Origin of the sequence: Lentzea sokolovensis, from assembly GCF_033949975.1 — a bacterium.
Lineage (GTDB): Bacteria > Actinomycetota > Actinomycetes > Mycobacteriales > Pseudonocardiaceae > Lentzea > Lentzea sokolovensis.
Window position 1 is genome coordinate 274,909 of sequence record NZ_JAXAVU010000012.1, and the last position, 24,908, is coordinate 299,816.

At 67.2% G+C, this 24,908-nt stretch carries 24 protein-coding genes and 1 pseudogene; 13 read left to right on the forward strand and 12 right to left on the reverse strand.

Going from position 1 to position 24,908, the window contains the following annotated elements; all coding sequences use genetic code 11:
• Positions 1 to 102: 102 nt before the first annotated feature.
• Positions 103 to 1,227 (forward strand): epoxide hydrolase family protein, encoded by a 1,125-nt coding sequence (locus SK854_RS29910; RefSeq protein WP_319978450.1) that lies wholly within the window; start codon positions 103 to 105, stop codon positions 1,225 to 1,227.
• A complete protein-coding gene (locus tag SK854_RS29915; RefSeq protein ID WP_319978451.1) occupies positions 1,224 to 2,630 on the forward strand; it encodes an MFS transporter in 1,407 nt (468 codons plus the stop codon). The genes SK854_RS29910 and SK854_RS29915 overlap by 4 nt, the downstream gene beginning before the upstream one ends.
• Positions 2,631 to 2,676: 46 nt before the next feature.
• On the opposite strand, the gene SK854_RS29920 is transcribed toward SK854_RS29915, so the two are convergent.
• Positions 2,677 to 3,885 (reverse strand): cytochrome P450, encoded by a 1,209-nt coding sequence (locus tag SK854_RS29920; RefSeq protein WP_319978452.1) that lies wholly within the window; start codon positions 3,883 to 3,885, stop codon positions 2,677 to 2,679.
• 141 nt (positions 3,886 to 4,026) lie between these two features.
• Here SK854_RS29920 and SK854_RS29925 point away from each other — a divergent pair, with 141 nt between their 5' ends.
• On the forward strand, positions 4,027 to 4,863 hold the full coding sequence (locus SK854_RS29925; protein ID WP_319978453.1) for an NAD(P)H-binding protein: 837 nt from the start codon (positions 4,027 to 4,029) through the stop codon (positions 4,861 to 4,863).
• 65 nt (positions 4,864 to 4,928) lie between these two features.
• Here the strand turns inward: SK854_RS29925 and SK854_RS29930 are convergent, their stop codons facing one another.
• Complete coding sequence (locus SK854_RS29930) at positions 4,929 to 5,297, reverse strand: hypothetical protein (protein ID WP_319978454.1); 369 nt, start codon at positions 5,295 to 5,297, stop codon at positions 4,929 to 4,931.
• Between the two features lie 257 nt (positions 5,298 to 5,554).
• On the opposite strand from SK854_RS29930, the gene SK854_RS29935 reads away from it, so the two are divergent.
• Entirely contained in the window at positions 5,555 to 5,779 is a 225-nt protein-coding gene (locus SK854_RS29935; RefSeq protein ID WP_093600101.1) for an acyl carrier protein, read from the forward strand.
• Positions 5,780 to 5,788: 9 nt separating this feature from the next.
• A complete protein-coding gene (locus SK854_RS29940) occupies positions 5,789 to 6,829 on the forward strand; it encodes a ketoacyl-ACP synthase III family protein (RefSeq protein ID WP_319978455.1) in 1,041 nt (346 codons plus the stop codon).
• Between the two features lie 51 nt (positions 6,830 to 6,880).
• On the opposite strand, the gene SK854_RS29945 is transcribed toward SK854_RS29940, so the two are convergent.
• Positions 6,881 to 8,359, reverse strand: a complete 1,479-nt coding sequence (locus tag SK854_RS29945; protein WP_319978456.1) for an amino acid adenylation domain-containing protein — start codon at positions 8,357 to 8,359, stop codon at positions 6,881 to 6,883.
• A gap of 142 nt (positions 8,360 to 8,501) precedes the next feature.
• On the opposite strand from SK854_RS29945, the gene SK854_RS29950 reads away from it, so the two are divergent.
• Complete coding sequence (locus tag SK854_RS29950; protein ID WP_319978457.1) at positions 8,502 to 8,975, forward strand: hypothetical protein; 474 nt, start codon at positions 8,502 to 8,504, stop codon at positions 8,973 to 8,975.
• A gap of 121 nt (positions 8,976 to 9,096) precedes the next feature.
• Here the strand turns inward: SK854_RS29950 and SK854_RS29955 are convergent, their stop codons facing one another.
• The 3 genes from SK854_RS29955 to SK854_RS29965 form a co-directional block, all read right to left on the reverse strand.
• The gene (locus tag SK854_RS29955) at positions 9,097 to 10,848 is read right to left on the reverse strand and encodes a DHA2 family efflux MFS transporter permease subunit (RefSeq protein WP_319978458.1); all 1,752 of its coding nucleotides are present in this window, start codon (positions 10,846 to 10,848) and stop codon (positions 9,097 to 9,099) included.
• 245 nt (positions 10,849 to 11,093) lie between these two features.
• Positions 11,094 to 12,173, reverse strand: coding sequence for an acyl-CoA dehydrogenase family protein (locus tag SK854_RS29960; RefSeq protein WP_319978459.1), 1,080 nt, complete (start codon positions 12,171 to 12,173; stop codon positions 11,094 to 11,096).
• A 21-nt stretch (positions 12,174 to 12,194) separates the two neighbouring features.
• Complete coding sequence (locus tag SK854_RS29965; RefSeq protein WP_319978460.1) at positions 12,195 to 12,620, reverse strand: nuclear transport factor 2 family protein; 426 nt, start codon at positions 12,618 to 12,620, stop codon at positions 12,195 to 12,197.
• A 163-nt stretch (positions 12,621 to 12,783) separates the two neighbouring features.
• Between SK854_RS29965 and SK854_RS29970 the strand changes: the two genes are divergently transcribed.
• Positions 12,784 to 13,266 (forward strand): SRPBCC domain-containing protein, encoded by a 483-nt coding sequence (locus tag SK854_RS29970; protein ID WP_093600122.1) that lies wholly within the window; start codon positions 12,784 to 12,786, stop codon positions 13,264 to 13,266.
• A 70-nt stretch (positions 13,267 to 13,336) separates the two neighbouring features.
• Here the strand turns inward: SK854_RS29970 and ilvN are convergent, their stop codons facing one another.
• The 3 genes and pseudogenes from ilvN to SK854_RS29985 all read right to left on the reverse strand — a co-directional run bounded on the left by ilvN (position 13,337) and on the right by SK854_RS29985 (position 16,142).
• Positions 13,337 to 13,603 carry an acetolactate synthase small subunit gene (ilvN, locus tag SK854_RS29975; RefSeq protein WP_319978461.1) on the reverse strand — a complete coding sequence of 89 codons (267 nt, stop codon included), beginning with the start codon at positions 13,601 to 13,603 and terminating at the stop codon, positions 13,337 to 13,339.
• Positions 13,603 to 15,321, reverse strand: a pseudogene (locus SK854_RS29980) (acetolactate synthase large subunit); the annotation flags it as partial. The pseudogene SK854_RS29980 and the gene ilvN, both read right to left, overlap by 1 nt.
• A gap of 5 nt (positions 15,322 to 15,326) precedes the next feature.
• A complete protein-coding gene (locus tag SK854_RS29985; protein ID WP_030474542.1) occupies positions 15,327 to 16,142 on the reverse strand; it encodes an AfsR/SARP family transcriptional regulator in 816 nt (271 codons plus the stop codon).
• A gap of 542 nt (positions 16,143 to 16,684) precedes the next feature.
• On the opposite strand from SK854_RS29985, the gene SK854_RS29990 reads away from it, so the two are divergent.
• A complete protein-coding gene (locus tag SK854_RS29990; protein WP_319978462.1) occupies positions 16,685 to 17,653 on the forward strand; it encodes a sensor histidine kinase in 969 nt (322 codons plus the stop codon).
• Between the two features lie 208 nt (positions 17,654 to 17,861).
• Here SK854_RS29990 and SK854_RS29995 read toward each other — a convergent pair whose 3' ends face one another.
• The 3 genes from SK854_RS29995 to SK854_RS30005 form a co-directional block, all read right to left on the reverse strand.
• The gene (locus tag SK854_RS29995) at positions 17,862 to 18,467 is read right to left on the reverse strand and encodes a response regulator transcription factor (RefSeq protein ID WP_093600134.1); all 606 of its coding nucleotides are present in this window, start codon (positions 18,465 to 18,467) and stop codon (positions 17,862 to 17,864) included.
• A gap of 276 nt (positions 18,468 to 18,743) precedes the next feature.
• Positions 18,744 to 19,427, reverse strand: a complete 684-nt coding sequence (locus SK854_RS30000) for an SDR family NAD(P)-dependent oxidoreductase (protein WP_319978463.1) — start codon at positions 19,425 to 19,427, stop codon at positions 18,744 to 18,746.
• A gap of 67 nt (positions 19,428 to 19,494) precedes the next feature.
• Positions 19,495 to 20,085 (reverse strand): TetR/AcrR family transcriptional regulator, encoded by a 591-nt coding sequence (locus SK854_RS30005; RefSeq protein WP_319978464.1) that lies wholly within the window; start codon positions 20,083 to 20,085, stop codon positions 19,495 to 19,497.
• An 89-nt stretch (positions 20,086 to 20,174) separates the two neighbouring features.
• Between SK854_RS30005 and SK854_RS30010 the strand changes: the two genes are divergently transcribed.
• From SK854_RS30010 to SK854_RS30030, 5 genes are all read left to right on the forward strand, one after another.
• Complete coding sequence (locus SK854_RS30010) at positions 20,175 to 20,483, forward strand: hypothetical protein (RefSeq protein WP_319978465.1); 309 nt, start codon at positions 20,175 to 20,177, stop codon at positions 20,481 to 20,483.
• Entirely contained in the window at positions 20,480 to 21,370 is an 891-nt protein-coding gene (locus tag SK854_RS30015) for an oxidoreductase (protein WP_319978466.1), read from the forward strand. Before SK854_RS30010 ends, SK854_RS30015 begins: the two co-directional genes overlap by 4 nt.
• Before the next feature lie 230 nt (positions 21,371 to 21,600).
• On the forward strand, positions 21,601 to 22,602 hold the full coding sequence (gene lipA, locus SK854_RS30020; protein ID WP_319978467.1) for a lipoyl synthase: 1,002 nt from the start codon (positions 21,601 to 21,603) through the stop codon (positions 22,600 to 22,602).
• An 856-nt stretch (positions 22,603 to 23,458) separates the two neighbouring features.
• Entirely contained in the window at positions 23,459 to 23,701 is a 243-nt protein-coding gene (locus tag SK854_RS30025) for a hypothetical protein (protein WP_319978468.1), read from the forward strand.
• A gap of 2 nt (positions 23,702 to 23,703) precedes the next feature.
• Complete coding sequence (locus SK854_RS30030) at positions 23,704 to 24,879, forward strand: helix-turn-helix domain-containing protein (protein WP_319978469.1); 1,176 nt, start codon at positions 23,704 to 23,706, stop codon at positions 24,877 to 24,879.
• The last annotated feature ends 29 nt before the right edge of the window (positions 24,880 to 24,908 follow it).

Below are 24,908 nucleotides of genomic sequence, written 5' to 3' on the forward strand. Positions count from 1 at the left end.
CTACGGCCTGGCCTCGCGCCGAACAGTGCTACGCGCACCTCGAAAGCGGCTCGAAACCTGAATGTCGACCGGGATTTGAGCCCCCGTACCTACCTTCGCGCCATGGACACTGCACTCGTGCCGTTCCGGGTCGAGGTTCCCGACTCCGAACTGGCGGACCTCACACGGCGGCTGGCAGCGACCAGGTGGCCGGACGCGGAGACCGTGGACGACTGGTCGCAGGGCATGCCCCTGGCCTATGCCAAGGACCTGGCCGAGTACTGGGCGAACGTCTACGACTGGCGCGCCACGGAAGCGAAGCTGAACGCCATCCCCCAGTTCAAGACGGAGATCGACGGCGTCGGGATCCACTTCCTGCACGCGCGCTCCCCGCACGCCAACGCGCGCCCGTTGCTGCTCACGCACGGCTGGCCCGGTTCGGTCGCGGAGTTCCTCGACGTCATCGAGCCGCTGACCAACCCGCCGGACCCGGCCGACGCCTTCCACGTCGTCGCGCCCTCGTTGCCCGGCTACGGTTTCAGCGACAAGCCGACCGGAACCGGCTGGACGCTGGAACGCATCGCCGCGTCGTTCGTGACGTTGATGGGCCGCGTCGGCTACGACAAGTTCTACGCGCACGGCAACGACTGGGGCTCGTTCATCACGGGCATCCTCGGCCACATCGCGCCGGACCACGTCGAGGCGATCCACCTCGTGATGCCGTTCGCGCCGGCGCCTGAGGCGGAGGTCCAGCTGACACAAGAGGACTACAAGGGTCTCGGCGCGCTCAAGGAGTTCGCCGCCAAGGAGTCCGCGTACGCGGCGGTGATGAACACGAAGCCGCAGTCGCTGGCGTACGGGTTGACCGACTCCCCCATCGGCCAGCTGGGCTGGGCCGGGGAGAAGTACTGGTCGTGGAGCGACCACGACGGCGACGCGGAGAAGATCATCTCGCGCGACCGGATCCTCGACATGGTCTCGGTGTGCTGGTTCACCGCCACGGCCGCGTCGTCGGGCCGGTTGTACTGGGAGAGCTACAACAAGTCCCCGCTCACTCAGGTCGGTGTGCCGACCGGGTTCTCGGTGTTCCCGGCCGACGCGCGGATGCCCAAGGCGTGGGCCGAGCACCGGTTCACCGATCTGCGCTACTGGCGGGAAATGCCGTCCGGCGGCCACTTCCCCGCGCTGGAGAACCCGGTCGTGCTCGTCGAGGAGTTGCGGACGTTCTTCCGCCTGGTGCGCTCATGACGGCCACGCTCAGCAAGCCGGGAGCGAAACTCGGCCTGGTGCTGGCCGTGTGCTGCCTGGCGCAGTTCATGAACGTGCTGGACGCGTCGGTCATGAACGTCGCCCTGCCGTCGATCTTCGAGGACCTCAGGTTCGAGCGGCACGACCTGCAGTGGGTCAACAGCGCGTACACGATCGCGGTGTGCGGCTTCCTGCTGCTGGGCGGCCGGCTCGCCGACCTGTTCGGGCAGCGCAGGGTGTTCCTCTTCGGCGCGGCCCTGTTCACGGTCGCGAGCGCGGTCGGTGGCATGGCGACCTCGCCCGGCGCCCTGATCGCGGCCCGCGGGTTCCAGGGCCTGGGCGCGGCCGTGATGGCACCGGCGTCGCTCACGGTCCTCGGCACCACCTTCCGCGATCCCACCGCCCGTGCGAAGGCCTTCGGGTGGTGGAGCGCGGTGTCCGGCACGGGTGGTGCGGTCGGCGTGCTGCTCGGCGGCATCGTCACCGAGTCGCTCGGCTGGCGCTGGGTGCTGCTGATCAACGTCCCGCTCGGCATCGCGCTGGTGGCCATGATCCGCAGTGCCGTGCCCGAGACGCCGAGCAACGGCGGCCGCAAGGCACTCGACGTCCCCGGCGCGTTCACCGTGACGATCGGCCTGATGGCACTGGTCTACGGCATCGCGCAGTCGCACGAGCTCGGCTGGGGTTCCTGGCAGGTCGCCGGATCGCTCTCGCTGGCGGTGGTCTTGTTCGCGTTCTTCCTGCGGCAGCAGACGGTGTCCGCTCACCCGCTGATGCCGCTCGGCATCTTCCGCAACCGCGCGGTGACCGCGACGAACATCGTGGCGTTCTTCGCGATCGCCGCTCTGTTCAGCACCTTCTACTTCCTGACCCTGGTGCTGCAGCAGGTGATGGGTTTCAGCGCGCTGCAGACCGGCCTCGGCTACCTGCCGTTGTCGATCGGCATCGCGCTGGGCGGCTTCGGCGTGGCACGGATCGTGCCGAAGATCGGTCCGCGGCCGGTGCTGATCGCCGGTCTGCTCACGGCGACCGTCGGCCTGCTCTGGGTGTCCACGGCGGACGAGTCGTCGACGTTCCTGGGCTCGATCCTCATCCCGACCACGTTGCTGGGCCTGGGAATGGGCGCTGTTCTCAACGCCACCACGAACGCCGCGACGTCCGGGGTGCCGCGCGAGCAGGCGGGTCTCGCGTCCGGTCTGCTCAACACGATCCGGCAGATGGGCAGCGCGATCGGCCTGGTCGTCCTCGCCACGATGTCGTCGGCGCGGGCGGACTCCCTGCTGGCACAAGGTGAACCGCTGCGGCACTCGCTCGGCTCCGGCTTCGGGCTCGCGTTGTTCGGTGCGGCTGTCTTCACCTTCTGCGGCGCGCTGGCCGCGATCGCCGTGCCCCGCAAGAAGTAGTCCACGCGGCAAAAGGCCCCCGGTCGTTCCGGGGGCCTTTTGTGTTTCAGAAACCCTTGCCGTGCAGGTCGACCGGCAGCCCGACGAGCCGGTGGTTCATGTCGGCCTTCTGCCACTCCAGCTCTTCCTCGGCGACGGCGAGCCGGGCGGCCGGGAAGCGCCGGGTCAGTTCCTCGAACGCGGTGGTCAGCTCGATGCGCGCGAGCGGGGCGCCGAGGCAGCGGTGGATCCCGTACCCGAACGCGAGGTGCGCGTTGTCGGTCCGCGTGAAGTCGAGCGTGTCGGGGTCGGTGAACAGCGTCTCGTCGCGGTTCGCCGAGTTGGTCGACACGAACACCGCGTCGCCCTGCGGAATCGTCACGCCGAACAACGTCACGTCCTCGGTGGCGATCCGCGGCAGACCGGTCGTGTCGTTGGTGGACAACGTGATCCAGCGCAGCAGCTCCTCGACCGCCGCCGGCACCTCCTCCGGCCGCTCCCCCAGCCGCACCCACACGTCGCGGTGGTGTCCCAGCAACGTCAGGACCGAGCTGGCCAGGTGACAGGCCGTGGAGTCACCACCGGCGCCGAGCAACGTGTATCCGAGGCCGATGAGTTCGCCGACCTCCAGCTTGTCGTCGCCGATGCGCGCCTCGGTCAGCGCCGACAGCACGTCGTCGCCGGGCGCGGCCATCTTCCCGAACACCAGCCCCGCCATGAACTCGCCGAGCTGCTCGCCCGCCGCGGCCGCCAGCTCCGGCGCGTCGACGGCGGCGAACTCCCGGATCAGTCGTGCGAACGTGTCGCGGTCGCCGGCGGGCACACCCAACAGGTCGCTGATCGCGATGATGGCCAGGGGGAACGTGAACTTGCCGAGCAGGTCGACCGGCCCCTCGAGAGCTTCGGAGTCCGCCTGGTCCAGCAACTCTGTCACCAGCTGCTGGATTCTCGGTCGCATGGACTCGATCCGGTCGGCCGAGAACGCCTGCGACACCAGGTCGCGCAGCCGGGTGTGCGCGGGCGGGTCCAGCGAGATGATCATCCCGGGCGGCGCCTGGAACAGTCCGGGAAAGGTCGGCGCCGTCGGTTCGTAGGACGCCGCACGGGAAAACCGCACGTCGTCGAGCACCACGCGGACCGAGTCCTGCGTGGTCGCGATCCAGCAATGACCACCACCGTTCGCGGGCAGGCGCACGACAGGACTCGACGCGCGGAACCCGGCGAACTCCGGCGCCGGACCGCGGTGACTGGATCCGGGAACGGGAAAGGAAACCACCGTGCGCTCCTCGACGTCGGGGAATTGTTTTCGCAGGTTAGGAGCCCTGACCTGAAGCACGGTCCAGCGCCGTTCGAGTGACCGGGTGAACGCTGTGCGTGATCAGCCATCCAGGCGAACCACCCAATTCGGGAGATCCACATGACCATCCTCGTCACCGGGGCGCGCGGCAACGTCGGCCGTCGCGTGCTCCAGCGGCTTTACGCGGCGGGTCACAGCCTCCGCGCGTCCGGCCGAAATCCCGCGGAACTCGACGTCCCCGAGGGCGTGGAAACAGTCGCGCTCGACCTCAACGACCCGGAGACGTTCGTCGCGGCCCTCGCCGGTGTCTCCAAGGTGCTGCTCTACGCCGAGCCCGACGGCATCGTGAAGTTCCTCGACGAGGCCGAGAAGGCCGGCGTCGAGCAGGTCGTGCTGCTGTCGTCGAACACCGTGGGCCTGCCGGGCGCCGACCAGGACCCGCTGGCACACCACCACTTGCTCGTCGAAGAGGCCGTGGTCACGTCCGGCCTGAACTACACCGTCCTGCGGCCCGGCGCTTTCATGAGCAACGCGTTCGGCTGGAGCTACTCGCTGCAGGCCGGCGACACCATCGACCAGGTCTTCCCCGAGGCTCAGGTGGCCCCGGTGCACGAAGACGACATCGCTGACGTGGCGGTCATCGCGCTCACCGAGAAGAAGCTCCAGGACGAGATCGTCGACCTCACCGGCCCGGAGTCGCTGACGTTCCGCCAGGAGCTGGAGATCGTCGGTGACGTGCTCGGCCGCAAGCTCGTGATCAACGGCCTGACCCGCGAGGAGGGTGAGGCGCAGATGAGCAACTTCGTGCCGCCGCCCGTCCTGACCTCACTGCTCAACCAGTGGGAGGCCGCGGTCGGCGTCGTCGCGGACACCAGCGCCACGGCTGAACGGATCACCGGCAAACCGGCCCGCACGTTCCGCCAGTGGGTCGAAGAGCACGCCTCGTTCCTGGTGTGACCGCCCACAGGCCGGAGCCGGGATGAGGGCGGCGGACCCGTCCCGGCTCCGGCCGTGCGCGGGCTCTACACGCGAGCCATCGTGAACGTGATGTCCGAGGTGCCCAGGTTCGTGCCGTCCGCGAGGAAGAACGTGGACGGGCCGGAACTGGTGAAGTTGTCCGGTCCACTTTGGACGGCGTCCTGGTCGAAGTCGACGTAGGCGAAGTAGGCGCCGTTCTCGTCGTAGACCTTCTCGCCGCGGAACTTGTAGTGGAACTTGTTGACGCCGGTCGACCACCAGGTGCCCTGGGTGGTCGTGTTCTGCTCGTTCGTGACGAACACCTTGCCGTTGGCCTTGAACTGCAGCTTGGTCGGGTGGTCGCCGTCCGTGCGGGTCACGTACCCGGTCCAGGTGCCCACCGGTGTGCAGGTCGCGTTCGCCGCGGTCGCCATGCCTGTTAAGGCAAGCAGGACCACGGCTGTGACCGCTCCTATGCGCGCGAAGACGGTCGAACGTTTCGGAGTGAACGTCTGCATCTGTGTGGCTCCCAATCCCGGTTGCGTGCGACGGACGCGCGCAACCGTCGGTGAAACCCCTCGACGCAAACTTCAGAACGGCTCGAACGCGCGGTTTTCCGCTGCGGCCCAAGCCCATCTCGACCCGGGTAACGCAAAGTTTTCGTTACTCAAGGGCTGACAGGGAGGACACCGTGGCCGAACGGGAGACAGAGCTCTGCGAGCTGTTCGGGGAGGTGCTCGGGGTACCGGGGATCGAACCGGAGGATCACTTCTTCGACCTGGGAGGACATTCGCTGCTGGCGTCGAAGCTGGTCAAGCAGGTCCACGAGCGGTACGGCGTCCGCGTCCCGTTGCGCAGCTTCTACGAGGACCCGACGGCGCGCGCCGTCGCCAAGCAGCTGGACCAGGCAGCCTAGGAGTTCGAGATGCGATGGAATGACCTGTACATCGCCGGTGTGGGCACATATCTGCCCGAGCAGGTCGAGACGGTGGACGACGCCATCGCGGCCGGCCGGTACACAGAAGAGAAGAAGGCCATGAACGGCTACCGGGAGCTGCGCGTCGCGGCCCCTGGTGAGACCGGTCCCGTGATGGCCGCGAAAGCCGGTGTCGAGGCCGTGGAACGCTCGGGGCTCAGTCCGCTGGACTTCGGCCTGACGGTGCACGCTTCCCTTTCCCACCAGGGACTCGACCTGTGGACGCCCGCGAGCTACGTGCAGGCCAACACGGTCGGCGGCACCGGACCGGCGTTCGAGGTCAAGCAGGGCTGCAACGGCTTCATGGCCGCGGTGGACCTGGCTGCCTCGTACCTCTCCTCGCACAAGGACCTGCCGGCGGCGCTCGTGACCGCGGGCGACGCCTTCCACCTGCCCTACTTCGACCGGTGGGCCTCGGAGGAGCAGAACGTCAACGGCGACGGCGCGGGGGCGCTCGTCCTGTCGAACCGTTCCGGCTTCGCCCGAATCCGCTCCATCCACTCGCACGCCGACTCGACGCTGGAGCAGATGTCGCGCGGCTACGCGGAGTGGACGACCGGTCCGTTCGCGGACGGCCAGACCCTGCAGCTCAACAGCGGCGTGGAGGACTTCCTCCAGAACGCCGACGTCGACCTCGACGACATGATCGCGCGCATCGGCGGCGGAGTGCGGCACTCCCTCAAGATGGCGTTGTACGAAGCGGAGATCGAGCTCGCCGACGCCCGGTTCTTCCTGCACCAGCAGCTCGCGGAGACCATCGTCACGCACGGCATCTGCGGACTGCTGGGCGTCGACCGCACCTCCACCACGTACGACTGGGCCAAGCAGTACAGCATGGTCGGCACCGCGGACATCGCTCTGGGACTCGACCACGTGCTGGCCGAGCGCGACCCGCAGCCCGGTGACCTGATCGTCCTGCAGTCGTCCGGCGCGGGGTACGTGTGGACCGCGGCCGTGCTGGAGATCCTGGAAGTTCCTTCCTGGGTCTAGAGAACGTGAAAAAGGGCGGGCTCTCCTTGCGAGCCCGCCCTTTCGCCTGCCTCAGATGTAGAGCGACTTCGAGTTCCAGTCCGGTTCCGGCAGCGCCTTGCGGTCGGTCTTGCCGTTGCTCGTGATCGGCAGCTCGTCCACCACGACGAACCCGGCCGGCACCATGTGCTCGGGCATGTTCGCGCGCATGTGGGCCTTCAGCGCCCGCTTGTCCAGGTCCTCACCGGACTTCACCACCCACGCGACGAGCCTGCGGTCACCGCTGGGGTGCGTGCGGAGGCTGACCGCGGCGGTGCGGACCTGCGGGTGCTCGGTCAGCGCGTTCTCGACCTCACCCGGTTCGATCCGGAACCCGCGCAGCTTGAACTGGTCGTCGATGCGGCCGAGGAACTCGACCACGCCGTCCGCCCGCTTGCGGCCCTGGTCGCCGGTCCGGTAGTAGCGCCGGCCGTTCCAGCCACCCCGCACGAACTTCTCGTCCGTGAGGTCCGGCCGCTTCCAGTACCCGCGCGCCACCTGTGCGCCGCCGATCCACAGCTCACCGGGCGTACCCGGCTCGACCGGCTTTCCCTCCGCGTCAACGACGACGATCTCGACGTTCTGCAGTTGCGTGCCGATCGGTACCGCGCCGCCCAGGTCCTCGTGCGCGCCGATGCGGTGGCAGGTCGCGAACGTCGTCGTCTCCGTCGGCCCGTAGCCGTTGACGATCTGGACCTCCGGCACGGCTTCACGCAGCTGCCGCACGTGCGGCACCGACACGACGTCGCCGCCGGTCATGACGGTGTGCAGGCCCTTGAACGCGGCCACGTCGACGTCGATCTGCCGGTGGAACAACGCCGCGGTCAGCCACAGGACGCTGATCTCGTTGGACCGCAACAGGTCGCCGAGCTCCTCGGCCTGCACCACGCCGGGCGGGGCGAGCACCAGGCGGGCGCCGTTGAGCAGCGCTCCCCAGATCTCGAACGTGGCGGCGTCGAACGCGACCGGCGCGAGCTGCAGGATCCGGTCGCCGGGGGTGACGTCGACGTAGTTCGGCCCGGTGACGAGGTTCGTGATGTTGCGGTGCTCGATCATCACCGACTTCGGCTTGCCCGTCGATCCCGAGGTGTACATCAGATAGGCGAGGTCCTCAGGAGCGACGACAGGAAGCTCCACTGTGGACAGTGCGTTGGGCGGCGACACCTTCAGCGTGGTGAAGCCGGCGAAGAACTGACCGATGACCAGGGACACGTCGGCGTCCGCGAGCATCATCGAGACCCGCGACTCGGGGTCCTCCGGATCGATCGGCACGTACGCCGCGCCGGCCTTGAGCACGCCCAGCAGCGCCACGACGAGCTGCGGCGACCGTTCCAGGCACACCGCCACCCGGTCGCCGGGCAGCACCCCGGCCTCGGCGAGCTCACCGGCCAGCGCGTCGGACCACCGGTCCAGCTCGGCATAGCTCAGCGAACCCTGTTCCGCCGACAGCGCCACCGCGTCAGGCGTTCTGGCCGCCCGGCAGCGGAACGCGTCGGTCACCGTTGCAGACATGCCCCAGCTCCTCTCATTTCGCCCATCCTCCGCAACCCGCCTCGAAGTCCCCTCGGGTCACAACTGGCGCTACAGGGGTGCTTGAGCTGCCCGAACAACACTCAGCGCATCCGCTGCCCCACCTCATCGGAGGCGCATCCCCATGAACGTCCGCAAGAAGGCTCTGGCCGCCGTGGCCGCCTGTGTGCTGGCAGTCCCCGTCGTCGCCGCCGCTGGTGCCAACGCGAAGCCCAGCTACGAGAACGCGCTCGTCGGCCGCTGGGACCTCACCGTGACCATCCACATCGAGGAACCGCCGCTGCTCACGCCGCTGTTCTGCGACTTCACCGCCGACTACCAGCTGCACTGCGAGACCAAGCCCGGCTACCCGGACCAGTTGGAGGGCCGGGGAGTCTGGACCGCGCAGAAGGACGGCCAGTTCAGCTTCTGGATCACGCACCACGCCCACCGCGACGAGAACGGCAACCCGGTCGGTTCGATCAACGCGAGCCATCTGGGCAAGATCAGCGCGAACAAGAAGAAGTTCACCACCAAGGCGCACACCTACATCAACCTCAACGACGGCACCCCGTGGCAGGGACCGGTCGACGTCGAGGGTGACGCCAAGCGCATCTGAAGCTCTTGTGCGAGAAGGCCCCTCACCGGTGGTGGGGGGCCTTCTCGCACATCGGGCTCTGAAATGCCCTGAGGCCCCAGGCGGATCGCCTGGGGCCTCAGGGGATTCCAACGGGAGAGAACTACGCCTTGGCGGTCTCCTCAGAGCCCTCTTCGGCGCCTTCCTCAGCCGGCGCGCCCCACTCCTCCTGCTTCAGCCAGCGAGGCAGGAAGGAGGCCAGCAGCAGCGCCAGTGCGGCGAAGCCGAAGCCCACGTACAGGGTGGTGCGGAACGCGTCCGTGAAGGACTGGCCCGCTGCCTGGTGCGAGTACTTGTCGGCGATCGCCTTGGCCTGCGGGTCGGCCTGGACCGCACCACACGCCGCGGCGTCCGGCGTACCGGAGAACGTGGTGGCGGCACAGGTCTGGAAGGCACCCGCGAGTTCGGTGGCCTTGGCGTCGGCGACACCGGCGGTCACGAGCTCCTGGCGGACCTGCGGAGCCAGCGACTCCGCGTTGGTGGCGCCGTGGGAGGCCAGCGGCGCGAAGAACGCCAGCGTCACGACCGAGATGCCGACCGCGAAACCGAGCTGCTGCTTGGTGTTGATCAGGCCGGATGCCGCACCCGCGTCCTCGTGCGGCACCTCCTGCAGGGCGAACAGCGCGATCGGGGTGGCCGTCATGCCGAAGCCGAGACCGATCAGCAGCAGTCCGGGCACGAGGCCCCAGCTGGTGATGTCGGGGCTGACGGAGAACAGCAGCACCGCGACACCGACGGCGATCACGACGGCACCGACCTGAAGGACGGCGCGGCCGAACTTCGGCACCAGCGCGATGACCGACGCCGACGCGGTGATGAAGGCGCCGATGCAGAACGCCAGCAGCGTGACACCGGTCCGCAGCGGCGAGAAGCCCAGACCCTCCTGCAGGTACAGGTACAGGGCCAGCATGAACATGCCGGTGAACGAGAACATGCCCAGCATCAGCGCGAGGGCCGCGGAGAAGCTGCGGGACTTGAACAGGCTCAGCGGAACCAGCGGCATGCCGTCCTTGCGCTGCTTGGCGCGCTCGTAGGCGACGAAGCCGATGAAGCCCACGACGGATGCGGCCATCAGCACGAAGCCCCACGCCGGCCAGTGCAGTTCGCGGCCGAAGGTGAGCGGGAACAGCAGGGCGGTGAGGCTGACGGTCGCGATGACGACACCGATCAGGTCGAGCCTGATCCGGCTCGGCGCCTTCGACTCGTTGATGTACTTCCAGCCCAGCACGTAGCCGATCAGGCCGATCGGGACGTTGACCAGGAAGATCGTCCGCCACTCCCAGTTGAAGATGTTCGCGGCGACGAGCACGCCACCGACGAGCGGCGCGATCGTGGCGGCGAGGCCGCCGATGGTGCCCTGGATGGCGAAGACCGCGCCCTTCTCCTTGTCGGGGAAGGTGACGTGGATGATCGACATGACCTGCGGGACCATCAGGCCGGCCGCGAGACCCTGGGCCAGACGGGAGATCACGAGCATCTCGGGGTTGACCGCGATGCCGCACAGGAACGACGTGACGACGAAGCCGAGCACGCCGAGCTGGAACATGCGGCGACGGCCGTAGATGTCGCCGAGACGCCCACCGGTGATCAGTGTGAGCGCGAACGCGAACACGTAACCGGCGGTGATCCACTGCAGCTGCACGAAGCTCGCGCCCATGCCGTGCTGGATCGCGGGAAGCGCGACGTTGACGATGCTGCCGTCCAGCATGTCCATGAACGTCGCGACGGTCATGATGATGAACGCGATCCAGCGGCGCGGGTCTGCCGCCGAAGGCGCGTCAACGACCTCAGCCGCCTGCGCAGCGGCAGTCGCCGGTGGCGACTCCAGGTCGGGATTGGTATTGGTGGAGGTCACGATTTCTCCTCAAGTGACTTGTTTCGCTGCGCACGACAGGCGATGGGTCTGGACTCGTCGATGGCTGAAAGCCGGTCGAGTTGAACGAGGTCCCACCTCCTGCCTGAAAAACGACTGCCGGTCGATGACCTTCAGGGTGATCCCCTCCGCTTGAGTCCCGGTCAGGTCGCGGCGGAGCGTTTCGCGCGCACGCCGAAGGCCCTGGTGCCGGGGAGGTGGGCACCAGGGCCTTCTCGAGCCCGGGGTCAGCCGTAAAGCGACGCCGGATAGGTGCGCACGGACGCGGTCTCGTACCGCAGGGCGACGTGGCTGGAGGAGCTCACCACGTCACGCCAGAACCGTTGCAGCGCACCGCCTTCCGCGAGTCCGCTGGTGCCGGCGGCCCGCACCAGGCCACCGACCGCGTCGACCAGGACCTCGGCCGCGTAGGCGACGTTGCGCTCGTTGCGCGCCATCGCGGCCGGGGTGAACTCGCGGTCGTCGAGCACCCTGGCGTTCTGCTCCACGAGCAGTCTCGCCGACTCGACCTGGCCCGACGCGCGGACCAGGTCGACCGCGGACGTCACGGCCTGCTTCTTCCCCGACAGCACCGCAACGCACGCGTCGAGCGCTCCCATCGCCGCACCGACGGCCGGAGCGGCGAACGTGAGGCCGCCGACCGCCTGGAACGGGACGTTGTGGCTCGGCACCGGCGACCAGCTGGTGCCGGTGAGGAGATCCGCCCGGTTGAGCGACAGGTGGGACGGCACGAACACGTCGTCCACCACAACAGAATGGCTGCTGGTGGCCTTCATGCCGACGCTGTCCCACGTCTCGAGGACGGTGAAGTCCTTGCGCGGCAGCGCGAAGAAGCGACCTTCCTCGCCGACCATGCCGCACAGCAAAGCCCAGTCGGCGAAGTCCACGCCGCTGACGTAGGTCCACCGGCCGCTGAGCCGGTGGCCGCCGTCGACGACGGTGCCCTTGCCCATGGGCGGCTGGCCGGTCACGATGAACGTGTCCGGGCCGGACGCCCAGATCTCGTCGTGACCCTGTTCGGGCAGCAACCCCGCGAACCGGGACGAGTACGCGGACAGCGAGGCGCACCACGCCGCGGCCGAGCAGCCCTGTCCGACGGTGAGGACCGCCTGGGTCAGTTCTTCGAAAGTGCCTTGCGAGCCACCGCGTTCGGCTGCGACGAAGTGCCGCGCGAACCCGGCCTCGCGCAGTGCCTCCACGACCTCGGGAGCCAGTTTGCGGGTGGCGTCGGCGTCGGCCGCGTGCTCCGCGGCGATCAGCTTGACCTTTTCCGCGAGCGCGACGAGCCCGGTGTTCTGAGCAGTCACCTCGTCACCTCCTGGGGAACTTCACGCAGCCTGAACGGGCAGGTCGCGGTGAATGGTGCGGGACTTGGTGTAGAGCGTGCCGTCGATGCGCACGAGCACGTCGTCGATGGAGAAGGTCGGCTCGAAGCTGACCACGCCCTCGGCGGTCGTGCGGGTGACGAGCGACGCGTAGCTGACGTTCAGCGTGTTCTCGTCGACCTCTTCGATCAGGTAGTGGTCGTTCCAGTGCCGCACGGCGACGCCCTTGTAACGGGGCAGCGCGGCGCTGGCGCCGGCGATCAGGGCCGCCCGGCCCTCGACCTTCTCGCTCCGGTGGGCGTGGTCGGTGACCCCGTCCTCGGTGAACGTCTGGGCGTAGCCCTCCACGTCCAACGCGTCGAGCAGCCGCATCTGCCGGGCGTAGAACGTCTGAACCTCGATGTGGACCGCAACATTGACAGGGGACACGACAACTCCTCGGTCTGCCGGTTTCGCTACCGCGAATATGGGTGCGGCCGCTGGACATCCGGTCGAGCCGTCCTGGTTCGACCCCGGTTCCAGGTGGGGTTGAGACGAACCGGGCAGGGTCGAAGGCGACATCTCCCTTACTAGAACTCGCGAGGAGGGCCACATGGCCTCAACTCCCGATGTCGCCAAGTCGGTGACGGTCGAGGCGACGATCGAGCAGGCGTTCGCGATCTTCGCGTCGAAGCCGATCGAGTGGTGGCCGGAGTCGCACGTGTTCGTCAAGGACCGGCAGGCCATCACGATCGAACCGTTCGTCGGCGGGCGCTACTTCGAGCGCGGCGCGGACGGCGAGGAGATCGCCTGGGGCACCATCACCGAGTGGGACCCGCCGAAGCGTCTCGTGATGACGTGGCGCGTCGGCCCCTACTGGCAGCCGATCTTCGACGACGAGAAGGCCTCGTTCATCAAGGTCGACTTCGAGGTCGTCGGCCCGACGACGACGAAGGTCACGCTGACCCACGCCGACCTGCACCGCCACGGCGAGATCGCCGAGGGCATCCACAAGGCGCTCGACGGCCCGTCGCCGGGCGAGACGCTGGAGACGTACGCCCGCGTCATCGAGAAGCACGTCCCGAAGGCTGCCTGAGCCCGGAATCTCAGGCACACAAAAGAAACGGCCGCCCCAAGCCTCCGGGGCGGCCGTTTCTTCGTGCGTTCTAGGCGCCGAGCTCGATCGCTTCGTCGTGCGTGCGGTCGACGACGCTCTTGACCTCGACGACCCGGCCGAGCTGCTTGATCAGCTGGACGATCGTGCGACCCGGCTGCAGCTCGACGACGACGTCGAGGCGGGACAGATCGCCCCGCTCCGCCGGCGCGAGGCTGAGCGACTCGACGTCGACGCCACGGCTGGAGAACAGCACCACGATCCGTGCCAGCGCTCCGGGTTCGTTGCGCAGCAACAGGGAAAGCGAATGTCTGGTCATCACTCTTCCTCGTCGAACAGGGGCCGGATGCCCCGCGCGGCCATGACCTCGTCGTTGCCGGTGCCCGCGGCGACCATCGGCCAGACCTGGGCGTCCTGTCCCACCACGAAGTCGACGACGACGGGCCGGTCGTGGACCGCCATCGCCTCCAGGATGGTTCCGTCCACTTCGGACTGACTGTCGCACCGCAGGCCGACGCAGCCGAGCGCGTCGGCCAGCTTCACGAAGTCGGGGTGGCGCTGGTGCGTGCCGAGCCTGGTGTTGGAGTAACGGCCCTCGTAGAACAGGGTCTGCCACTGGCGGACCATGCCGAGGTTGCCGTTGTTGATGATCGCGACCTTGATCGGGATGCCTTCGGCGGCACAGGTCGCGAGTTCCTGGTTGGTCATCTGGAAGCAGCCGTCGCCGTCGATGGCCCACACCGTGCGGTCCGGTGCGCCCGTCTGCGCGCCCATCGCCGCCGGCACCGCGAAGCCCATCGTGCCCGCGCCGCCGGAGTTGATGAACGAGCCGGGGCGTTCGTACTGCACGTACTGCGCCGCCCACATCTGGTGCTGGCCGACGCCCGAGACGTAGATGGTCTCCGGGCCGGCGAGCTTGCTGATCCGTTCGATCACGTACTGCGGCGCGAGCATGCCGTCGGCCGGCCAGTCGTAGCCGAGCGGGTAGGTGGTGCGCAGTCCGCCGAGGTAGTTCCACCAGTCCGTGAGATCGGTCTTCCTGGTGATGACGGCTGAGAGCGCTGCCATGACGTCACGGCAGTCGCCGACGATGCCGACGTCCGCCTTGCGGTTCTTGGAGATCTCGGCGGGGTCGATGTCGGCGTGGATCACCGCGGCGTGCGGGGCGAACTCCGGCAGCAGTCCGGTGACCCTGTCGTCGAACCGGGTTCCGAGCGCGATCAGCAGGTCGGCCCGTTGCAGCGCGGCGACGGCGGGCACCGTGCCGTGCATGCCCGGCATCCCCAGGTGCAGCGGATGCGAGTCGGGGAACGCGCCGCGAGCCATGAGCGTGGTGACGACCGGGATTCCGGTCTTCTCCGCGAGTTTGCGGAGCTCTCCCGCCGCGCCGCTGCGGATCACGCCGCCGCCGATGTAGAACACCGGCCGCTTCGACGACCCGATCAGCTGGGCGGCGTTGCGGATCTGCACCGGCGAGAGCACCGGGCGCGACGGCGTGACGAGCTTCGCCGGTGTGTAGGTCGTGGCGGTGGCCAGCACGTCCTTGGGCAGGTCCACCAGCACCGGGCCCGGCCGCCCCGTTGACGCGAGCTGGAACGCCTCGGCGATCACCCGCGGAATGTCGGCCGGGTCGTGCACCTGGAAGCTGTGCTTGGTGATCGGCAGCGTGATGCTGCGGATGTCCGCCTCCTGGAAGGCGTCCGTCCCGATCACCGACCTCGCCACCTGGCCGGTGATCGCCACGATCGGCACCGAGTCCATGTAGGCGTCCGCGAGCGGCGTCACCAGGTTCGTGGCCCCAGGCCCTGATGTCGCCATGCAGACGCCCACTCGTCCGGTCGCCTGCGCGTACCCCTGGGCAGCGTGGCCGGCGCCCTGTTCGTGGCGCACCAGCACATGCCGGATCTTCGAGTCGAACAGCGGGTCGTAGGCGGGCAGGATCGCCCCGCCGGGCATTCCGAAGATCACCTCGCAGCCGACGTCCTCGAGCGCCTTGATCAACGCACCTGCACCGGTGGTATCCACGGTTGCTCCCCGAACTTTCAGCCCGCGAGCTGGCGCTCCAGCTGGCGCGGCGACAACGGCTTGTCGAGCGACGGCTCGGAGCTCAGGATCGCCCGCTGCAACTGACGCAGCCTTTCGGACGGCTCAAGCCCCAGCTCTTCGATCAGCGTGTCGCGCAGCGACTGGTAGGCCTCCAGCGACTTCCACTGCCGGCCCGCCCGGTAGAGCGCGAGCATGTACTGCGCGCACAGGTTCTCGTGCATCGGGTGCTGCGCGGTGAGCACCGACAGCTCGGACAGCAGCGACTGGTGCTTGCCCAGCTGCAGGTCGGCCTCGATGCGGGTCTCCAGCACGCCGAGGCGGCTCTCCTGCAAACGGGTGACCTCCATGCCGAGCCGGACGCCGATCTGCACGTCCACGAGCACCGGTCCGCGCCACACCTCGGCGGCACTGCGCAGCAGTCGGCTCGCGGATTCCAGGTCGCCGATCTCGAACGCCCGCTGACCCGCGCTCGCGAGCCGCTCGTAGCTGCGGACGTCGACGCTCTCCGGCGGAACGTCCAGCATGTAGCCGCCGTAGCGGGTCACCAGAACGTTCTTCGCGACACCGGGACCCTCCCCTGGCATGGCCGCCTCGATGCGACGGCGCACCTGCAGCACGTAGGTCTGCAAAGTGGTGAGTGCGCTGCGTGGCGGTGTCATCCCCCACAACTCTTCGATCAACGTCGGAACCGTGACGACGTGCCCTGCCTGGAGTCCGAGCAGCGAGAGCACCTGCCTGGGCTTCACCGCGCTCGGCGCGATCGAGACGCCGTTCTCCCGTGCCTCCAGCGGTCCAAGAACCTTGATCTCCATTGGAGCTCCCCTGCTCAGCGGCGGACGACTTGGTCGTGCCATCAAGTTCACCTGAGGCGGGCTATCGGACGCCACGTATCCGGCCATGACTCTCGGATGGCGAACTACTGCACCCGGTGTGAGATATTCATATGCTCAAACGAACCCAAACCGTCCCGCCTCGTAATCGTCCGACCACGAGCGGTGACAATTGCGAGAAATACTCGTCCATTGGCGTGACATTGAGTGGCGAGTCAATGCGACTTCGCATCCTGAACCGATTCAGTTGCCGTCCCGAACTGCTCTCACATGTCTAGTATTCGGCCTGGGCGCACGCCGTGCGAGGTGTTGACCGGCGTTGACACTCAGACTTTGCTCTGGAGCGGTTTGCTCTTGGGGGGCACGTGAATGCTTCGCCTGCGATACCGAGATACCGCGCGATCATCGTCGCGGTGTTCGCCGCGGTGTGCCTGACCGACCTGACGCGCGCGCTACTTCTCACCGGCGAAGTCACCGAATTGGCGGTGTCGGTCATTGATTTAGCGGTACTTGTCCTACTGCAAGTGTCGTATTTCAGGCGTCTGAGCGCACTCCGGCGACACCTCGCACTGGCAGCCCAGGCCGCACTCCTGATCCTGCCGTACGCCCTCTTCGGCTATTCCTGGACGGGCGTGGCGGGCCTCGTCGCAGGCAACGCCCTCCTGATCCTGCGCCCGGCGTTCGGCTGGTCGATCTTCGTGGCGACAGTGGTCGCGACCGGACTCGCCCAGGCCGCCCACGGCGAGGCGATGATGGCCACCACGGCCACCGCACTGCTGCTCGCGGGCCTGGCCACGGGCTTCGCGACCCACCGCGACTGGCCCGCCCCTGTCGCCCCAGAACCCCAGCCGGTCGCTCCCCTGGTCGTGGACCCCGTGGTCACCACCACCGCGGCGGTCACCGCCGAACGCGTCCGCGTCGCCCGCGACCTGCACGACCTGCTCGGCTACAGCCTCAGCGCGATCAAGCTGAAGAGCGAACTGGCCCACCGGATCGTCGCCGACCGCCCGGACCACGGCTGGGAGTTCATGCAGGAACACATCGCCGACATATTGGATATCACCCACCACGCCCTGGCCGACGTGCGCTCCCTGGCCCGCGCCTACCGCCCACTGTCGCTGGCGGACACGTCCGACTCGGCCAAGGCGATGCTGGCGGCGTCGAACATCGACGTCCGCGTCGAACTGGCCCACGACCCGCTCCCGGAGCCGCTCGAGACCGTCCTGGCCGCCGTCCTGTGCGAGGCCGTCACGAACGTCCTGCGCCACAGCGACGCCAGCACCTGCACCATCGGCGTGCACCAGCGCGGCGCCACGATCCTGCTCGACGTCATCAACGACGGCGCCGCCGACCGCGCGGTTTCCGCCGACTGCAACGGCGTCCGCAACCAGGCCGAACGCATCAAGGCCGTCGGCGGCACGTTCAGCGCCCGCCACATCGGCGACGGCTCGTTCCACGTCCACGCCACCATCCCGGCGACCCCGGAGCCCTAGCTTCCAGGGCCCCGCGACCACAGCGGACACCGATATATCAGCGCGCTCCGCCGCCGTTGACCCCAAAGACGATCTTCCCGCACCCCTCCGACCTGGCCCTTAGCAACGAGTCTTTGGACTTCGTCGTCAAAAGACTCGTTGCAATGGCCCCGGAGAGAGCTCGGCGAAGATCAAGAGCAGCCCGCCCAGGGCCGACCCAGAAGCCGGCTCAGAACCAGCCGGACTTGCGGGCGATGCGGACGGCGTCGACCCGGTTGCGGGCGTCGAGCTTGGCCGTCGCCGCCGTCAGGTAGTTGCGGACCGTGCCGACCGACAGGAACAGCGTCGTGGCGATTTCCATGGCGTCCGCGCCGTCGGAGGCGAGTCGCAGCACTTCCAGTTCGCGTGGTGTCAGTGGGCACTCATCGGTGTCCCACGCGGAAAGAGCGAGCTGCGAGTCGATCACGCGCCGACCAATTGAGACACCGCGAATGGCGTCAGCGAGTTCTCCGACTGGAGCATCCTTGAGGATGAAGCCATTCACACGTGCGTTGAGCGCGCGGCGCAGAGTGCCTGGCCGGCCGAGGCTCGTGAGAATGAGTGTGCGCGTCTCCGGTGCGGTGTCGTGGATCACGGTGGCGGCGGAAAGGCCGTCCATACCCGGCAGGTCGATGTCGAGCACCGCTACGTCCGGTTTGTTCTTCTCGACCGCCGCGATGATTTCGTCACCCGTTGCGACGGACGCGACGACCTCAATATCCGGTTCAAGATTCAACAAGGCGACCAAAGCACCGCGGACCATTTGCACGTCCTCGGCTAGTAGCACTCTGATCATCCGACCCCCTTGCTTGCCCCCAGGTCACCATTTCGAGTCTTACACTCGGTGACCATGCAGGACAAGCATTGAGCCCGGGTGCGCCGAGCGTTACTCCAAATGCGCTAGGAGCAATTAATGAGGTTAATCGGCGGATGACCTGGGGTCACCACTCGCTCACAGATAGCTCAGGGACCGAATCGGGTACCGGGACGACTCGAGCACTGCCCGAGCACAAAGCGGTACAAGCGATTCGATCCCCGAAGCAGGTTCTGAAGCGATCATCGCGGCGACGACTCAGCGCGTCTCGCCCCACCGCTCCAGCAGTTCCAGGCCGCCGTCGACGGTGATCACCTGACCCTGAATCCACGCGGCCTCGTCGGTGCAGAGCAACGAAACGGCGTTCGCGATGTCCTGCGGCAGGGTGACGCGACCGGACGGGCTCTTGATCGCGAGCCGGTCCACGAGGTCCGGATCGATGTTCATGGGGCCGTTGTCCACAACGGTGGTGACGACGGCGTTGACCGCGACCTTGTACCAAGCCATTTCCAGCGCGAGCGTCCGAATCACGCCGTGCACCGGTGTCACCGTGTAGCCGGCGATGACCACGCGGCCGCCGTCGACGAGAGCCTTGGCAAGCGGCTCCACGATGTTCAGCAACGGCGTGAGGTCCGGCGACACGGCGTGGTGCACGAAGAAGTTGAGCTGCCCGCGTTCCTGCTTGACCTGGTCGAGCAGGAAGCGAACCGAGTGCTCGTCGTGGATGTTCAGCTTGGTGACCGTCACCGAGCCGGGCTTGCCCGCGAGCACGGTCTTCGCGCGCTCCAGGTCGACGTTGTCCTCGTCGGATGTCGTCAGGATGACGTGGGCGCCGTTGTCGCAGAGCTTGCTCGCGATGGCGAGGCCGAGCCCGTGCGTTCCCGACGTGACAACTGCGATCTTGCCGTCGAGTCCCAGGCGCGTGTTGACAGGTTCGATCATGATGCCGACCACCTCTGTTGTCCGCGTGGTGATCGACGTTGCGCCCGGCCGCTAGGGCCGAACTCGACTACTTCTTGCGCAAACCCTCCAAAACACGCAGGATCGCGCGTTCGACCTCACGCCCGGTGCGCTTCGGATCGGACGAACTCGCGATGGTGCTCGCGCACGCGGACAGCGCGCCGAACAGCAGCCGGGCCATGATCTCCACCGGCGCTTCCTCGATTTCGCCGGCATCCACGAGCAGTTGCACCGCCGTGCGGAGCAGACCGAAGCTGAACTGCTCCTCCGCCTCACGCCAGCGTTCCCAGCCCATCACCACCGGCGCCTCGTGGACGATGATCCGCTGGTACTCCGGTTCCAGGCACTTGCGGACGTACGCGCGCAGACCGGCGACCGCGGTCTCCCAGGGGTCGCCCTCCGCCGTGATCACCGCGGTCAACGAGGCGATCGACCGGGTCTCCACCTGGGTGAAGGCCGCCTCGAACAACGCCTGCTTGCCACTGAAGTGGTGGTAGAGCGCACCTTTCGTCACGCGGGCGCGTTTGACGACCTCGTCGAGCGAGGTGCCGGCGTAGCCGCGTTTGGTGAAGAGGTCGACGGCGCTGTCCACCAACGCCTGCCTGGTCGACTCCGAGTACTCGGAGCGTCGAGTTCGCACGACCGAAACGTATCTCACATACCGACGGTACGTACCGGTGGTATGTTCATGTCATACCGAGGGTATGCGAGAAACCGGGGGTACGAGACATGGGCTGGGCAGACCACTACCGTCGCCGCGACGCGCTCGACGCCGTCCTGCGCGACGCCCGCCGCGACCCGTCCGCGCCGCTGATCGTCGATCCCGACGTCTTCGGCTCACTGCAGGAACTGCTGCTGGCACTCGACCACCGCTGGCAGAACAAGCTGACCGCCCGCATGGAGAACGCCGGGCTGAACGGCCACGTCGACGAGGACCGCGTCGTCGCCGAACTCGCCGCTGAGGAACCCGTGCTGCAAGCGGTACTGGACACACACCTATCGCTCGGCAGTTACCGGACGGTAGGAATGACTCCATGAGTCGTTGGACCGAAGCCGACATCCCCGACCAGACCGGCCGCACAGTCCTGGTGACCGGTGCGAACTCCGGTCTCGGCCTGCGCACCGCCCAGGTGCTCGCGGCCAGGGGCGCCCACGTGCTCATGGGTTGTCGCTCGGTCCAGCGCGGGGAGACCGCGCGACGCACCGTCAAGGGGTCGGCCGAGGTCCTCGAACTCGACCTCGCCGACCTCGCCTCCGTGCGCACCGCTGCGGAGAAGGTCGAGAAGCTCGACGTCCTCGTCAACAACGCGGGCATCATGGCCGTTCCGAACGGCCGGACCGTCGACGGCTTCGAGCGCCAGTTCGGCACCAACCACCTGGGCCACGCCGCGTTGACGTGGCTGCTGCTGCCCGCTCTGAGGCAACGTCCGGGCGCACGCGTCGTGACCGTCGCTTCTCTCGCGCACCAGTACGGCCACATCGACTTCGCGGACCCGAACTTCGACCGCCGCCCGTACACCCTGCGCGGTTCGTACGGTCAGTCGAAGCTCGCCAACATCCTGTTCGCACGTGAACTGGAGCGCCGCTCATCGGACGTGACGTCCATCGCGGCCCACCCCGGTCTGACGGCCACCGAGCTCACCAACAACATGGCCGACGCGCACAAGTCGGTGGTCCTGCGGGTCGGCGGCAAGATCAGCCACCTGTTCTCGCAGTCCGTCGAGATGGGCGCGCTGCCGCAGCTCTACGCGGCGACGTCACCCGAAGCGCGTGGCGGCGAGTACTACGGCCCGGACGGTTTCAACGGCTTCCGCGGCCACCCCGCCGTGGCGCGGATGACCGCCGCCGCGCGTGACGACCTGGCCGCGAACCGCCTCTGGGAGCTCACGATCAAGCTGACCGGAATCGCTCCAGATCTTCCGTAGGGGTGTCGGCGCCCTCACCTGGGGGGAGTGGGAAGGCGCCGACGAGGCCCGGTCGTCACCTCCGGGCCGGGAACATCTTCAGCCCGGGAGTGTTGTTCATGTTCGGCGCGACCTGCGTGAACAACAGATCGTGAACAACGAGCGCTCCACCGGAAGCCTGGTTCTGGCGCTTAGCCTGACCTGGTAGTGCGTGACCCCGGACACTTGAGCGCGCAGCGTAGGGTGATGACGTGACTGTGGTACCTGAGGGTCGGAAGCTGCTGCGGCTCGAGGTCCGCAACAGCCAGACGCCGATCGAGAAGAAGCCCTCGTGGATCAAGACCAGGGCGAAGATGGGCCCCGAGTACCGGGAGCTCAAGAGTCTGGTCAAACGCGAAGGCCTGCACACGGTCTGCGAAGAGGCCGGCTGTCCCAACATCTACGAGTGCTGGGAAGACCGCGAGGCCACGTTCCTGATCGGCGGCGAGCAGTGCACCAGGCGCTGCGACTTCTGCCAGATCGACACGGGCAAGCCCGCCGACCTCGACCGCGACGAACCGCGTCGCGTCGCCGAGTCGGTCCAGGCGATGGGCCTGCGCTACTCCACGGTCACCGGCGTCGCCCGCGACGACCTGGAGGACGGCGGCGCGTGGCTGTACGCGGAGACCGTCCGCCAGATCCACGAGATGAACCCCGGCACCGGCGTCGAGCTGCTGATCCCGGACTTCAACGCGGTCCCCGAGCAGCTGGCCGAGGTCTTCGAGTCCCGTCCCGAGGTGCTCGCGCACAACCTGGAGACCGTCCCGCGGATCTTCAAGCGCATCCGCCCGGCGTTCACCTACGAGCGTTCCCTCGAGGTGATCACCAAGGCCCGCGAGTTCGGCCTGGTCACCAAGTCGAACCTGATCCTCGGCATGGGCGAGACCCCCGAGGAGGTCACGGAGGCGCTCTCCGACCTCTACGACGCGGGCTGCGACATCATCACCATCACCCAGTACCTGCGCCCGTCGCCGCGGCACCACCCGGTCGAGCGCTGGGTGAAGCCGGAGGAGTTCGTCCAGCACAAGGAGACGGCCGAGGAGATCGGCTTCCTCGGCGTGATGGCGGGCCCGCTCGTCCGCTCCTCCTACCGCGCCGGCCGCCTCTACGCGCAGGCGAAGCAGAAGCGCGGCGAGGACCTCCCGGAGAACCTCCAGCACCTGCTGACGGTGTCCGCGTCCCAGGAGATCACGAGCCTGCTCGCCCCGCGCTGAGCGGAGTGGACGGCGAACCAACGAAGAAGCAGGGCGGCCTCGAAGGCCGCCCTGCTTCTTCGTTATGAACACCTTGGCGATGCCGTGCGGAGTGTGCGAATTCGACTGCCACTTCCACGGCAATTCTCTCCGACGCAGAATTCCCGCTCAGCGCGACCACAACTTCTGGGACTCGACCGCGTTGTACGCGACTACGGCGGAGTCGGGTTCATCCTGCGACCACCGCGCCGAGTTCAGCGAAGGTGATCAGTCGGGTTGAACCACAGTTACCGCTAAGCGCCACACGAGAACCGGTCGGCGCAAGCCCTTCATCCACAAGATCAGTGAGTAGTGCCCGGCGACCGCTGCAACGGTCGTAGTGCCGGGCACTACCACTCCCGGGGTCGTATCCGCTCCACGGACACACCTTCGGCCTCAACTGCTGCCCCTCAAGAGTGCGGCGCACAGCAGTGCATGCTCAACAGTGTAGTGGCGTTCATAGATGTCCACGAACGTTCGATCGCGCTGACCAGCGCGGATGCGATCTGTGATCCTACCTTCGTGTGCCCGGAGTCAGCCGCCTCTCGGTCACGAAAACCAGCCGCACGTTAGTAGTTCATCAAATTTCCGGACGTTCGAAAATGTTCACGAACACAGCGGCTAACCCATCTAGCCCAACGCACACATTGCATTGCGGCGGCGACATGAACGAGCGTGTCGCGGTTTCACATCCACGGGCCGTTGGTGTCAAAATGTTCCGCACACGACTTGGGCTTCGCCAGCGCGATGCGGCTGCAACCGCTCACGCTGGCCTCTGGGTCGTACCGCTCCACGACACAAAAATGATCAAGAAAAACCTTCGGAAGGAACTCGACACATGTCCGAGCGCCTCAGGCGTTCGCTGCGCGCCCTGATCTGGCCAGCCATGCGCCTGTTGATCTGGGGAGCCATGGCAACTGCCGTCTTCATCGCACTCTCCAAGGGACAGGATCCGTTGACGGTCCTGGCCCTGCTGGGTTGCACAGCCTCTGCCGCAGAACCCATCGCCCGCTGGGTGCAGAGCGCCACAACCGTTCGCGTGCCGCAAGTCGGAACTTCCAGCCCGGAGACTGCGAGCTAGTCATGATCACCGCCGAACGGAACGACCTTCCCGGGGCGGAGCAGCAACGCGAGCTAGCCGGAGTCCTTCGTGGGCTCCGGCTGGCCGCCGGGACCACCCTCGAGGACTTCGCCAGCGAGTACAAGATCTCTCCGCTGCAAGTGAGGTTCATCGAGGACGCCGCTGCCATCCCCGCACGAACTCACTTACACGCCTACCTCGAACTGGTGGACGACGATCCCCGCACACGGGCTCACGTGCTCAAATTGTGGTCGCTGGTACACAAGGATCACACCGCACGTCGGCACGCCCGTCGTGACATGCGGGCGTCCGCCAAGCCGCCGATGCGGTCAGGGCCAAACCTTGATCACGAGGAAACCCTGCTTGAGACGACGGTGATCATGTCGGGCCCGCCGTTGCTGGAAATTGCTTCAGACTCCGCCGCCACGGCACATAGCCGTGGCCGACGCCCAGCTGCGATCAATCGCCAGGAGACTAGGTTGACGTTGTCCAAGCCCGCATGGCGACGAGCGGCTCAAGTGTCGAAGGCGGACTCGTCGTTGTGGCCCGATCCAGATCTCTTGCGTTCCGCCGCAGAGTTTGCCCAGGCGCTGGAGAGCATCAAGAAGGGCACCGGCCTCTCGTACAAGATGCTCGCCCAAGCAACGAACGACACCAACTACCCGTTAGCCTCCAGCACCGTTCACGGTATGTGCACCAAGCCAAAACTGCCGGCCAGTGTCGACTCCGTTCAGTGCTTCATCGAGGTCTGCGGCGGTGACCTTCGCATGCAGCGCCGATGGGCGGCCACATGGCAGCGTCTGCGGCAGGCGCCTGTCGATTCGACACCGGCGACAAGAGTGCCTTCCGAGTTGGCCGCCGACGCCGAGGTCGCTCGCCAACTGCTCGTCGACGCTACGACAGAGACTGAGTCCCTCGGCGCGAAGGACACCGCGGACGGTTCCGTGACCACCAGTCTCTGCGAATCTGGCGAGGAGAACTCTGGGAGGTCGCGATTGGTGTGGACACCGCCGGAAGAGGTGGACGACCCTGATGACAACCTTCGCGAGGATGAACCGCTGGCGTCACCGGAAGTCGTCACCCGAAACGCAGATCCCCGCCTATACCTCTGGTTGATTCCGTTGGTCTTCGTCTTCGGCGCGGTCACCGGAGCTCTTCTGCTGAGTCTCCTGACTTGAGTACAGCCGCTTTCTAGCGCGAGGACGGG